This window comes from Patiriisocius marinistellae (assembly GCF_009014635.1).
GTDB lineage: Bacteria > Bacteroidota > Bacteroidia > Flavobacteriales > Flavobacteriaceae > Patiriisocius > Patiriisocius marinistellae.
The window spans coordinates 277,990-291,023 of sequence record NZ_BKCF01000004.1 but is presented as its reverse complement, the minus strand read 5'-3'; the positions used below and the strand labels follow the sequence as shown (position 1 = coordinate 291,023).

11 protein-coding genes are annotated in these 13,034 nt (G+C 34.1%); 2 read left to right on the top strand and 9 right to left on the bottom strand.

Annotation, left to right across the window (positions count from 1 at the left end):
• Window positions 1-27 precede the first annotated feature (27 nt).
• The 9 genes from GB234_RS11670 to GB234_RS11635 form a co-directional block, all read right to left on the bottom strand.
• Window positions 28-507, bottom strand: a complete 480-nt coding sequence (locus GB234_RS11670; protein WP_151894743.1) for a DUF4199 domain-containing protein — start codon at window positions 505-507, stop codon at window positions 28-30.
• Between the two features lie 123 nt (window positions 508-630).
• Complete coding sequence (secA, locus tag GB234_RS11665) at window positions 631-3,993, bottom strand: preprotein translocase subunit SecA (RefSeq protein WP_151894742.1); 3,363 nt, start codon at window positions 3,991-3,993, stop codon at window positions 631-633.
• 140 nt (window positions 3,994-4,133) lie between these two features.
• The gene (locus tag GB234_RS11660; RefSeq protein WP_151894741.1) at window positions 4,134-4,502 is read right to left on the bottom strand and encodes a hypothetical protein; all 369 of its coding nucleotides are present in this window, start codon (window positions 4,500-4,502) and stop codon (window positions 4,134-4,136) included.
• A gap of 250 nt (window positions 4,503-4,752) precedes the next feature.
• Window positions 4,753-4,974 carry a DUF2795 domain-containing protein gene (locus GB234_RS11655; RefSeq protein WP_013070580.1) on the bottom strand — a complete coding sequence of 74 codons (222 nt, stop codon included), beginning with the start codon at window positions 4,972-4,974 and terminating at the stop codon, window positions 4,753-4,755.
• Window positions 4,975-5,203: 229 nt separating this feature from the next.
• Window positions 5,204-5,776, bottom strand: coding sequence for a cob(I)yrinic acid a,c-diamide adenosyltransferase (locus tag GB234_RS11650; protein WP_151894740.1), 573 nt, complete (start codon window positions 5,774-5,776; stop codon window positions 5,204-5,206).
• Between the two features lie 100 nt (window positions 5,777-5,876).
• Window positions 5,877-6,047: a hypothetical protein gene (locus GB234_RS15085; protein WP_172966881.1), complete on the bottom strand. Its 171-nt coding sequence runs from the start codon at window positions 6,045-6,047 to the stop codon at window positions 5,877-5,879.
• Between the two features lie 163 nt (window positions 6,048-6,210).
• Window positions 6,211-6,897, bottom strand: a complete 687-nt coding sequence (locus GB234_RS11645) for an ABC transporter ATP-binding protein (protein WP_151894739.1) — start codon at window positions 6,895-6,897, stop codon at window positions 6,211-6,213.
• A 58-nt stretch (window positions 6,898-6,955) separates the two neighbouring features.
• On the bottom strand, window positions 6,956-7,660 hold the full coding sequence (locus tag GB234_RS11640) for an O-methyltransferase (RefSeq protein ID WP_308645067.1): 705 nt from the start codon (window positions 7,658-7,660) through the stop codon (window positions 6,956-6,958).
• 140 nt (window positions 7,661-7,800) lie between these two features.
• On the bottom strand, window positions 7,801-9,672 hold the full coding sequence (locus GB234_RS11635; RefSeq protein ID WP_151894797.1) for an ABC-F family ATP-binding cassette domain-containing protein: 1,872 nt from the start codon (window positions 9,670-9,672) through the stop codon (window positions 7,801-7,803).
• 105 nt (window positions 9,673-9,777) lie between these two features.
• Between GB234_RS11635 and GB234_RS11630 the strand changes: the two genes are divergently transcribed.
• Window positions 9,778-10,572 carry a polysaccharide biosynthesis/export family protein gene (locus tag GB234_RS11630; protein WP_151894737.1) on the top strand — a complete coding sequence of 265 codons (795 nt, stop codon included), beginning with the start codon at window positions 9,778-9,780 and terminating at the stop codon, window positions 10,570-10,572.
• Window positions 10,572-13,019, top strand: coding sequence for a GumC family protein (locus GB234_RS11625; RefSeq protein ID WP_151894736.1), 2,448 nt, complete (start codon window positions 10,572-10,574; stop codon window positions 13,017-13,019). Before GB234_RS11630 ends, GB234_RS11625 begins: the two co-directional genes overlap by 1 nt.
• The last annotated feature ends 15 nt before the right edge of the window (window positions 13,020-13,034 follow it).

The following is a 13,034-nucleotide window of genomic DNA, read 5'->3' as shown; positions in this document are numbered from 1 at the left end:
ACGATACATTTTGTAAAATTGATAACCTTACGATCTTCTTAAAAATATTGCCACAACGGCACTTACTACAGCCCCACCAACAAGACCTCCTATGGCAGCCTGCCACATATAATTATTTATATTAAAATATTCATTTGCTTCTTTAATTGCCATTAATTCATTGGTGACACTGTAATTTTTTACGTTCTCAAAATACTGGGGTGTTATATAGTTGTGTGTTATATATTGTGCTAATGGGGAAAGTAGAGCAACTATGATAGCTACAACGAGACCTGTTAAGAATCCTTGTAACCATGTCATTCTTCTATGGTGTACACGTCTTCTTTTCTCACGCATAACCAATACATACATTAAGGCTATAAAAGGTAAAAACAATAAAGTGAGCCAATAATGGTTTGCTATATTTTCGTCATGCCAACCTAGAGTTTTTTCTAATAGCATCCATACTAGGGACATAATTGTGATAATTATAGCCCATTTAATTTCAATCTTAAATCCTTTTAACATTGTAGTGGTTGTTTAATATTTCCGAAGATAAATAAATATGAGTTTTTTTCTTTAAATATTTAATAACAAATAAAATCCCAAAGCCAGTAGACTTTGGGATTTTGATTTTTAAAATTATTTTTTTTAGTTTTGATTTATCAATACCCATTCTCCTTTTGTAATTAAAGGAATGGCTTGTTTGTATTTCACTTCTTTACTTTCGCCACTCATAACATGCTTGATGGTAACCTTGTCATTACGACCTATTTTAGGCATCTCACGTGTTATAGTTTCGGTAACTGCTTGGCGTTGCGGTTGAGTTTGACCAGCGGCTCTTGACTCTGCAGCGCGTTCATCCATGTTTTGGATTTCGTCTTTCTGTTCGTTTAGTTTTTCTTTAGATTTTACTTCACGCGCTTCTTGAATTTGTTGTTGGTTTTCCTGCGGAAGTTCTCCTTTGAATAAGAATGATAGTACATCTTTATTTACTTTTTCAATCATACCTTTGAACAATTCAAAAGCCTCAAACTTATATATAAGCAGTGGATCTTTTTGTTCGTGAACAGCTAATTGAACAGATTGCTTTAACTCATCCATTTTACGTAAATGTGTTTTCCAAGCATCATCTATAATTGCTAACGAAATATTTTTCTCAAAATCTTTTACAAGCTCAGTACCTTGAGTTTCGTAAGCTTTTTCAAGATCTGTGGCAACGTTTAAAGTTTTTACTCCATCTGTAAATGGTACTAAAATACGTTTGTATTGATCTTTGTGATTTTCATAAACATTAGAGATAACCGGAAACGCCATTTCTGCATTACGAGCCATTTTTTCTTGATAATGCTTATATGCTGCCTTGTAAGATTTACCAGCAATTTCTTGAACACCTAATTTTTCAAACTCTTTTTGCTCAATTGGTGAGCTCATAGAGAAATAGCGTATTAATTCAAACTCAAAATTTTTGTAATCTTGCGCTAATTTGTTTCCTTCTCCGATTACTTCGGCAGTGTCATAAATCATGTTTGCAATATCAACACGTAATCGTTCTCCAAACAATGCATTATAACGACGCTTGTAAACAACCTCACGTTGGGCATTCATTACGTCATCATACTCTAAAAGACGTTTACGAACTCCAAAGTTATTCTCCTCAACCTTTTTCTGAGCTCGTTCAATTGATTTTGATATCATAGAATGTTGAATTACCTCACCTTCTTTTAATCCCATTCTATCCATCATTTTGGCAATACGCTCACTACCAAAAAGGCGCATCAAGTTATCTTCTAACGATACATAAAACTGTGAGCTTCCTGGATCTCCTTGACGACCTGCACGACCACGCAATTGTCTGTCAACACGACGAGAATCATGACGTTCTGTACCAATAATAGCAAGACCCCCTGCTTTTTTTACAGCATCACTTAATTTAATATCGGTACCACGACCTGCCATATTTGTTGCAATTGTAACAACACCGGGGTTACCCGCTTCGGCAACAATATCTGCTTCGCGTTTGTGCATTTTTGCATTAAGAGTATTGTGTTCAATACCTCGCATGCCTAACATTCTACTTAACAGCTCTGAAATTTCAACAGATGTTGTACCAATTAATACAGGGCGTCCTGCTTTAGACAATTCTGTAACTTCATCAATTACTGCATTGTATTTTTCTCGTTTCGTTTTGTAAATTTTATCTTCTTTGTCATGACGTGCAATTGGTCTGTTTGTTGGAATCTCAACAACATCAAGTTTGTAGATTTCCCAAAGTTCTCCAGCCTCAGTAACTGCAGTACCAGTCATACCACTTAATTTGCGGTACATTCTAAAATAATTTTGTAAAGTAACTGTCGCAAAAGTTTGAGTTAAAGCTTCAATTTTCACATTTTCTTTAGCCTCAATTGCTTGATGTAAACCATCACTATAACGGCGACCATCCATGATACGTCCCGTTTGTTCATCGACAATCATTACTTTATTGTCCATCACAACATATTGAGTGTCTTTTACGAATAAAGAATATGCTTTTAATAATTGATTTAAGGTGTGAATACGTTCACTCTTGACTCCAAAGTCTCTAAACAAATCTTCTTTTGCAGCAGCTTCATCTTCTTTAGAAAGTTGTTTTGCTTCAATTTTTGAAATTTCTGTTCCTATCTCTGGCATTACAAAGAAATCTGGATTGTCTTCTCCAGAAAGGTAATCAACACCTTTATCAGATAATTCAATCTGATTGTTTTTTTCTTCAATTACATAATACAGCTCCGCATCTACCTTTGGCATTTCGCGGTTGTTGTCTGCCATGTATGTATTTTCGGTTTTCTGTAGAATTTGCTTTACGCCTTCTTCAGATAAAAATTTAATCAAGGCTTTATTTTTAGGCATACCTCTGTATACTCTAAGCAATTGAAAACCTCCTTCTTTGGTATCTCCTTCTTTGATCAATTTCTTAGCTTCGGCTAAAACACCTGTTAAATATTTTTGCTGAACAGCAACGATATCTGCAATTTTAGGCTTTAATTCATTAAATTCATGACGGTCTCCATTAGGTACTTGTCCAGATATAATCAATGGTGTACGTGCATCATCAATTAATACACTATCTACCTCATCGACAATAGCGTAATGATGTGGACGCTGCACTAAATCTTCTGGTTTATGTGCCATATTATCACGTAAGTAGTCGAATCCAAATTCATTATTTGTTCCGTAAGTTATATCTGCGTTATATGCTTTTCTACGCGCAGGACTGTTAGGTTGATGGTAATCAATACAGTCAACGCTCATACCATGAAACTGGAAAATAGGAGCCATCCATGCACTATCACGTTTTGCTAAATAATCGTTTACAGTTACTAGGTGTACTCCATTACCAGCAAGTGCATTTAAGTATACTGGTAATGTAGCTACTAGTGTTTTACCTTCACCTGTTTGCATCTCTGCTACTTTACCTTCATGTAGTGCAACACCACCTATAAGTTGTACATCATAATGTACCATATCCCAGGTAATTTCTTTTCCTGCAGCATCCCATGAGTTTTTCCAAGTTGCTTCATCACCGTCTAGTGTAACATAATCTTTCTCTCCAGAAAGTTCACGGTCATAAGCAGATGCTGTAACTACTAGATTTTCATTATCCTTAAATCGCTTTGCTGTTTCTTTTACAACGGCAAAAGCTTCAGGAAGAATTTTAAGTAGAGTTTCTTTTTCTACTTCATAACGCTCATCTTTTAACTTATCTATTTGATTATAGATATCCTCTTTCTTATCGATATCCTCTTCAACATCTGCATCTTTTTGTAAACTATCAATTTTATCTTGAATTACTTTTTGATCTTCTTTAATCAAAGCTCTAAAAGCATCACTTTTAGCACGTAATTCATCAAGTGATAATTTTTCAAGTGACGCTTCGTGTTTTTTTACTTCGTTTACTAATGGCTGGATATCGCCAATATCTTTTTTGGACTTGTCTCCTACAAATACCTTTAATACATTATCTAAAAATCCCATTTTTTTTTTTGATTGCGCTCTTGAACAGTGCGATATTATTATATACAGTGCTAAAATTGTTTAGTATTAAAGCACTAATTTATTTGTTTTCTTTTACCACGTTAAGAAGTGTGGTAGGTGTAGTAATGATTAAAGAATAATCATTTTACTTTTTTTTTAGGGCTGATTTCGGTAAGCGATACGTGTTTGTGGTATGACTTTATGGTCTCATCATCAGCAGTACCAGTTACTTTCAAATTATATCCAAGAGCAATTAATTTTTCTTGGTATTGCTTCATTTTTTTAAACTCTTGCTCATATTTTAAAAGTTCAGGTTTTGTAATTTTATTTTCTGATAGTCTGGAACTATCAAAATCAATTTTTTTCCATTCACCTTTTTCATCATCAACTACGTATGTTTGGTGGTATTTGTTGTTTTTTGAATCTGAAAGTAATTCATAGTTTTTTGCCTCCATTGTAGAAATGAAGGTTAATAAAAAGAATAATGTGCAAGTAGATGCGTTTCTCATTATTAATAACTTACTGCTGTCTCAATTGTAAATAAACAGCAATTTTAGTGTGATTTCCCTCTAAGCGGAAAAATTTTTTAATTAGTAATGGCAAGATTTTTCAACTAAAATATAATAGTATAGATATATTTATAAGCCAAAAATTCAATCATATTTTTTTGGTAATAAACAATAAAAGTCCCTGCAAATACAGAGACTTTTATTATTTGATAACTTTATATTGTTGCGAGGTTACTATGAACATCGGTAATTAATATTCGTCTTCGTTCCACAAATAATCATCATCTGTGGGATAGTCCGGCCAGATTTCTTCGATTGAGTCATACGAATCTCCTTCGTCCTCAATTGCTTGTAGATTTTCTACTACTTCTAGCGGTGCGCCAGTTCTAATCGCGTAGTCAATCAACTCATCTTTTGTTGCCGGCCAAGGTGCATCACTTAAATAAGATGCTAATTCTAAAGTCCAGTACATATTATATATGTTTTTAATTTTCTGCAAAAATAATTTTTTAGCTGACATTGTCAAGCAATTCACTCATTATTTCTGCAATATTTACAAGAGCGTTTTTAAGCTTCTAAAAATTAACGGGTTACATCTGTTATTTTTTTGTTAACAATCACTAAATAGTTTCAAATAAACACCTTTTAACTGGGTGTTATATATTTCGGCTATGCTATTTAATTATTTGCTAAGATACTTTTTAATACTTTTCTGGCACCCACTTGACCTCTTCAGCTTGCAAATCTTTGGACAATTTTCGTGCCAATACAAAGAGATAGTCGCTTAGACGGTTGAGGTACATAATTACACGCTGGTCTATCGTTTCTAACTCATTTAAATGGGTAGCAAGACGCTCAGCACGACGACATACACAACGCGCTACGTGACAATGTGACACCGTGGGATGTCCACCAGGCAACACAAAATGGGTCATAGGGGGAAGGTGCTCATTCATTACATCCATTTCTTTTTCTAAAAGCTCAATTTCTTCTTCTGAAATTTTAGAAATATTCAACCTATCCTTTCCATTTTTAAGTGTTTCTTTCTCAGGAGGTGTTGCTAAAATAGCACCCACAGTAAAAAGTTTGTTTTGAATGTGAATTAAAATTTCTTTTGAGCGAGGATCAATCTCTTGATCCCGAATCAAGCCGATAAATGAGTTTAACTCGTCCACCGTCCCGTAACTCTCAATACGAATGTGATGCTTAGGAACTCTTGTTCCGCCAAAGAGTGCCGTTGTTCCTTTATCTCCTGTTTTTGTATATACTTTCATTTCAGTTATCTTCTTTTAAATACGTAGCAAGCTTATTTTTTAATGTTATTGTTTTGTCGAAGAACAAATAAGTTTCCAATGAGTAATGCTATAATTATACTCACCTTTTTTCATTTTCTCTCTTTCTCTCATTATAGCGCTCTTTAAAACTACGCTTTCTGCGGTCACTATTAGTTTGTGTATTTTTTTTATTCCAAAAATAGAGGCCAGCAAGCAAAGCCATACCGCCTAAAATTAAAATTGCTGGGTGAATGCCGTCAAAATATTCCATAACTCGAAGATAGTTAGGTCAGCGAAGAATTGCAAGAACTGAAAGTAGAAAATAGAGAATAGGAAACGGATTGTTGCTTTGAGTAAAGAAACGCGGTTTGCTTTGCTTATTAAAAGAAGAAAGGTAAAAGAATAAAATTATGAACTATATTTTTAACTGCTGACTACCTGTTGCGTATGTCGCTCTCTACAAGTCCATCTCTTAGTCTAATAACTCTGTGAGCATGTGCTGCGATGTCTTCTTCATGAGTTACTAGAATTACGGTGTTTCCTTGTGCGTGGATTTCGTCAAAAAGCGCCATTATTTCAACACTAGTTTTTGAGTCTAGATTTCCTGTAGGCTCATCAGCGAGTATAATAGAAGGTTTGTTTACTAACGCTCTTCCTACAGCTACACGTTGCCGCTGCCCTCCAGAAAGTTGGTTAGGGCGATGGTCCATACGATCTGCAAGTCCAACATCTGTTAATACTTCTTCTGCTCTTTTTGTACGTTCGGCTTTTGAAGCTCCTGCATATACCATAGGTAATGCAACATTGTCTAATGCGGTAGTTCTTGGGAGCAAGTTGAAAGTTTGAAATACAAAGCCTATTTCTTTGTTTCTAATTTCGGCAAGCTCATCTTGTGTCATGTTGCTTACATCTTGACCGTTAAGAAAATATGACCCTGCGGTAGGTGTGTCTAGACACCCTAGTAAATTCATCAACGTAGATTTACCAGAACCAGAAGGTCCCATTAAGGCAACGTATTCACCAGTTTCAATTTCAAGGTCAATACCTTTTAATACTTTGACAATTTCTTGTCCCAATGGAAAATCTCTGCGAATACCGTTAATATTAATTACTAAGCTCATAATTTTTAGTACAATGTTTATTTGCTAACTGTTGTTTGACTCTCCTTGTCAAAGAATGTTACAATCGTAATGTAAAATGTTCTTTATTTTGTTCTTTTCTAAAAAAAACCAACCCCCAATAAAAACTATCAATGCTAACGGTAATTTGTGGATGTGTAATAATTTGCTGCCAAGCTTGTGTCATGGATTTGCTCCAGTAAATATCGTCAAAAATTATAACGCTATCATTATGAACATGTGGAAGTAGCTTCTCAAAATAATCTAGCGTGTGTTCTTTGTTGTGATTTCCATCAACATAAACTAAGTCAAAGTTATTGTTTTTAAACGCTTCGGAAATAAAGAAATCTTCAAACCTCGCGTTGATTAAATCAATATTATTAAAGCTAAATTGTTTAAAATATTTCTCTGCAACCAAAGCTGTAGCAGGACAACCTTCGACTGTTTTGATTAGTGCATTTGGGTTGCCTTTTGATAGTGCTGCTGTTGCTAATCCTAAAGAAGTGCCTAGTTCTAAAATTTTTGAAGATTGGAAGTAGCTGGTTATTTTTAAAAGCAGGCGTTGTCTCTTTTTAGTAATTCCTGCGTTTTTTGCAATGGCATTTATGTTACGGTTATTTGTATTAAATACTCGTGAGCCAGCGCCAAAATCTTTTATCGAAATAGAGGATGTGTCTTTAAGTAACGTTAGTCTATACTTGTTTAAAATTTCCGCGGAAGCGTTATCAACTTTTTTGTAAGCACACTTAGTTAAAAAATTATACACAAACGGGGAGTGGACCCCGTGTTGATTTCTGGATTTTTTAAGGAATTTGAGATATGACTTTATTTGATAATACAAAGATTTTGAATTCAGTTAATTTTAAGTTTGTCGAAGTGCTCAACCAGGCATTAGCAATTTATTGATTAATTTTCTTGTTTCTCCATTAACTCAAAATAACGTTCGGTTTTCTCGTCGATACTATCTATAATTTCTTGAAGTTTTATAGATTGCTTGTCAATTTCGTCTCCGTCCCAATTTTCGGTAGCAAACTTATTTTGTAACTCTTCCCTTTTTTTCTCTTCTCTGGCAATATCTTTTTCAAGACGGCTCAATTCTTTTTGTTCTTGATAACTTAATTTTACTCCGGTAGTTTCTTCTTTCCAATTTTTCTTTTCCGTAGTAGCCTCAGCGGTTGCACCTCTTTGCTCTATAACTTTACTGTCTTCGTATGTTCTATAATCACTATAATTTCCTGGGAAATCTTGAATTTGTCCTGCACCTTTAAATACAAATAGGTGGTCCACGATTTTATCCATAAAATAACGGTCGTGACTTACTACGATAAGGCAACCAGGGAAGTCAAGTAAAAAGCTTTCCAGTACATTAAGGGTAACAATGTCTAGGTCGTTTGTAGGCTCATCAAGTATTAAAAAGTTAGGATTTTGAATTAAAACTGTACACAGGTATAATCGTTTACGTTCACCACCACTTAGTTTTTCAACAAAGTCATATTGTTTTTTGCGGTCAAACATAAAACGCTCCAATAGCTGTTGTGCCGAAATTTGACGCCCTTTTTTTAATGGAATGTAATCTCCAAACTCTCTAATGACTTCAATTACCTTTTGTCCTTCTTTTATTGTGATTCCTTTTTGAGTATAATACCCAAATTTTACGGTTTCACCTATTACTACTTTACCTGCGTCTGGTTGTAGTTTACCAGTCATTATATTTAGAAATGTTGATTTTCCAGTTCCGTTTTTACCAATAATCCCAACACGTTCTCCACGAATAAAATTGTATTCAAATTTGGTAAATAGTTCTTTGTCGTCGTAGGCTTTTGATATTTTATGAATCTCCACGACTTTTGTTCCCATACGCTCCATATTGAGTTCTAGTTCCATTTCGTGGTCGTTTCTACGTTTATGTGCTCTAGCTTTGATATCGCTAAAGTCATCAATGCGAGACTTGCTTTTTGTAGTACGTGCTTTTGGTTGGCGACGCATCCAGTCTAGTTCTTTTTTGTAGAGTTGTTTTGCTTTGCCAGTTTCGGTCGCTTCTGTTTCTATTCTTGCCTCTCTTTTTTCAAGATAGTAACTATAGTTTCCTTTGTAACTATACAGATTTCCTTCGTCTAATTCAACAATTTCATTACATACGCGTTCTAAAAAGTAACGGTCGTGAGTTACCATAAAAAGTGTGAAATTTTCTTTTGCAAAAAGCGCTTCCAGCCACTCAATCATTTCGAGGTCAAGGTGGTTGGTGGGTTCATCCATGACCAATAAATCTGGTTGGGTGAGTAGAGCCTTGGCTAAGGCTAATCTTTTTTTCTGTCCTCCGCTTAGATTCTTGATAAGTTGGTCAAGATTGTCAAGTTTTAGTTTTGAAAGAATTTGCTTATAGCGTGTTTCAAAATCCCATGCATTATGGGCGTCCATGCCGTCAAATGCTTTTTGGTAAGCCTCAGTATCCTCTGGGTTGAGGATTGCTTTTTCATACGTTTCGATAACTTTTAAAATAGGATTGTCGCCTATAAAAATAGTTTCTTCGATGGTACGATCTGGGTCTAGATTGGGTTCTTGTGAGAGGAAAGCTACTTTTAAATCCTTTCTGTAAACGATGCGTCCTTCGTCTGGATTATCATCGCCCGAGAGCATGTTTAAAAGTGAGGTTTTTCCGGTTCCGTTTTTAGCAACAAAACCTATTTTTTGTCCTTGATTAATTCCGAAGGAAATATCCTTAAACAGAATACGTTCTCCATAAGACTTTGCAATATTTTCTACAGATAGGAAGTTCACGGTTTTCTTTTTCTGCAAATTAAATGGTTTTTAACTACTAAAAATAAATAATGTTTTAATATTGTTGCCCCTTGCGTTATATTTGTCGCAAACAATCCCTTTTCTATGAGAGCTACTTATTTATTATTACTGTTTCTTGTAATATTAAGTGCTACTTCGTGTATTTCTACAGAACAATTAACTTACTTACAAGAAAGCGAAAAGGTTACAGACAGTTTGGTCTCCATTCGTAAAGTAAAAGAACCCTATAGATTACAAGTTAATGATTTGCTTAGTATTAGGCTTAAGGCCGTGGACGAAGAAATGATAGGGCTTTTTAATCCAGTCTCTTCTTTAAATCCTAATGCCACTGGAGAACAACGCCTTTACTATGATGGTTTTGTTGTGGATTTACATGGTAATATTCGCATGCCAATGATAGGTGATGTTCCTGTATTAGGGTATACTGTCGAGGAGGTTCAAACAGAACTTACAAGACGTTTATCTGAACAATATTTTAAACCAGAAGCAAATTTGTTTATTACTGTTAAGTTATCTGGAATTCGATATACCATTAATGGCGAGATTACTAATCCAGGCTCTACTATTATATATCGTGATGAGTTAACTATTATGGAAGCGATTGCTAATAATGGCGATATTACCATAACAGGAGACAGGAAAAATGTAGTGATTATACGTCAATACCCATTAGGGCAAAAGGTGCACCATATTGATTTGACGGATATTAATGCGATGAATTCTCCGTATTATTATGTGAAACCCAACGATTTAATTTTAGTAAATCCACTGCCTCAAAAATCTATTGGAGCAGGTACAACAGGACTTCAATCTTTTACTACAATATTATCAGTTTTTACTGCATTGACAACAGTAGTACTATTATTTATTAGATTTTAATGAGTGAAGAATTTGACATACAGAATGAAGCGCACAGTACGTTTGACTTTAAAGGGTTTTTGTTTAAGTTGCTTTCCCATTGGTACCTTTTTGTTATAGTTATAGCTATTGCGTTTGCAGTTGCCCATTATGTTAATGTGCGAAAATTACCTGTTTATTCTATGGGTAATTTGATAACAATAAAAGATGACCAAAATCCATTTTTCACTACCACTACAAGCCTAACATTTAATTGGGGTGGTACTACAGATAAAGTTAATACTGCAGTAATTACACTCAAGTCTCGATCCCATAATGAAAAAGTTGTAGAGCGTTTACAATATTTTTTGAACTATAAAAAAAATGGAGAGTATCAATTAGTGGATGCTTATAAACAAACACCTTTTTTTGTTGATGTAGAGTCAAATAAATGGCAAGCGTTGGGGAGAAAGTTTAAGGTAGTGTTTAAAGATTCGGTAACATTTAATTTGTCGTCTAGTTTTTCTGGTGGCAATGTTACAGTTCAAAATTATGCATCTAAGGAAAAAAAGCAAATTTTTGTTGAAGCACAGAGCTATAGTAGGGATTATAAGATAGGGCAACGTATTGAGGAACCCTTTTTTAACGGATTGTTTATGCCTAATCCAGAAATAGATGTGGTCTCAGGGGTTGAATATTTTTTATATTTTTCAAATTTTGATGCTAGTGTTAAGGGAGTAAATGTGAACATTAGACCAGATTCAAAAGGATCCTCGGTTTTACGAATGTCAATGAATGGACAGAATAAGGCTAAACTTGTAGATTATCTAAATACATCTGTAGCAGTATTGAGTGAGGATATGTTGGAACGCAAAAATTTATTTGCAACAAAAACTATTGCATTCATTGATAGTAGTTTAAGTGCAAAATCATTGGAGCTTAAAGATGTTGAAAAGGAATTAAATGTTTTTAAAAATAGAAATGAAATTTTTGACATTGAAGGAAAAGGTGGGGAAATTACATTAAAGTTAAATGAGCTAGATATACAAAAAGAAAGCTCAGATAGACAACTAAACTATTTTGATATTCTTGAAACATATTTAAGGAATAGAACCGATTATAGAGATGTACCTGCTCCTTCAGTAGCAGGTATTAATGAGTCTAGTATCGTTTCGGGAGTTTCTCAAATTATTGATTTAGCTCAAGATCGAAACAAATTACAATACTCATACAAAGACGGTGCACCCGTTTTTGCAAATATTGACAGGCAAATTAATGCCGTAAAAACTGTTCTACTCGAAAATATAGCCTCCTCAAAGAGTTTAATGCAACAAGAACAGGCAAGATTAAATAAGGAAATAGGACAATTGGAATTCCAAATGCGAAAACTTCCTAAAGAACAGCAAGAGCTTATGAAAATTGAGCGCAGATATAATTTAAGTCAAGGTACATATGATATTTTTCTTGCAAAGCGAAGTGAGGCAGGTCTAGTAAAAGCAGCAAATGTAAGTGATGTCCAGATTATTGATATCGCAAAAGATACAGGAGGTGGTAAGATAGGTCCTAATACACAGCTTAATTATATGATGGCGCTTTTGTTTGGGTTTTTACTTCCATTTATTTATGTTTTTTTACGATCTTTTTTTAATAATAAAATTACTAGTGTAAAGGATATTGAGCGCTTATCAAAAATACCCATTTTAGGAGCGGTTGGTAAAAGTAGATTGGTAAATAATCTTGCAGTCTTAACTAAACCAAAATCTGCCATCGCAGAATCTTTTAGAGCAATTAGGTCAAGTTTACATTTTATTTATAAAAAACAAGGTGTTGAAGGTACAAAAACAGTCCTTGTAACTTCATCAGTAAGTGGTGAAGGAAAAACATTTACATCTATTAATGTATCTTCAGTTTTTGCTTTGAGTGAAAAGAAAACAGTATTAGTAGGACTCGATTTACGAAAGCCTAAGATTTTTGATGATTTTGAAATTACAAATACAATAGGTGTTGTTAATTATTTAATAAATGACGCAAATGTTGATGAAATAACTCAAAGAACTCAAGTACCTAACTTAGATATTATTTTATCAGGCCCAATCCCCCCTAATCCTTCAGAACTTTTGATGGGAGACAGAATGGAAAACCTAATAGAGGAATTAAAGGAGAAATATGATTATATTGTTCTAGATACACCGCCGTTAGGGCTAGTAGCAGATTCTTTAGAATTGTTAAAATTCGCGGATGCTACTATCTACATATTACGTCAAAACTACACCAAAAAAGGAATGTTGGCATTAATTAATGAAAAATATAAAAAAGGAGAAGTAAAAAATTTAAGTTTTGTACTTAACTTCTTTGAAGATAAAACTAAATATGGCTATGGTTATGGCTACGGTTATGGGTATGGTGCCTATGGAAATGGATACCATGAAAAAGAGATGAAAATTTCATTACTAAACCGAATAAAAAAGATCTTTAAAATCAAAAAATAGAAATACATTATTACT

Coding starts and splice junctions, on each gene's coding strand:
- GB234_RS11650 (WP_151894740.1), bottom strand. CDS start 5,776: ATGAAAGTATATACAAAAACAGGAGATAAAGGAACAACGGCACTCTTT.
- GB234_RS11645 (WP_151894739.1), bottom strand. CDS start 6,897: ATGAGCTTAGTAATTAATATTAACGGTATTCGCAGAGATTTTCCATTG.
- GB234_RS11670 (WP_151894743.1), bottom strand. CDS start 507: ATGTTAAAAGGATTTAAGATTGAAATTAAATGGGCTATAATTATCACA.
- GB234_RS11625 (WP_151894736.1), top strand. CDS start 10,572: ATGAGTGAAGAATTTGACATACAGAATGAAGCGCACAGTACGTTTGAC.
- GB234_RS11630 (WP_151894737.1), top strand. CDS start 9,778: ATGAGAGCTACTTATTTATTATTACTGTTTCTTGTAATATTAAGTGCT.
- GB234_RS11660 (WP_151894741.1), bottom strand. CDS start 4,502: ATGAGAAACGCATCTACTTGCACATTATTCTTTTTATTAACCTTCATT.
- secA (WP_151894742.1), bottom strand. CDS start 3,993: ATGGGATTTTTAGATAATGTATTAAAGGTATTTGTAGGAGACAAGTCC.
- GB234_RS11655 (WP_013070580.1), bottom strand. CDS start 4,974: ATGTACTGGACTTTAGAATTAGCATCTTATTTAAGTGATGCACCTTGG.
- GB234_RS15085 (WP_172966881.1), bottom strand. CDS start 6,047: ATGGAATATTTTGACGGCATTCACCCAGCAATTTTAATTTTAGGCGGT.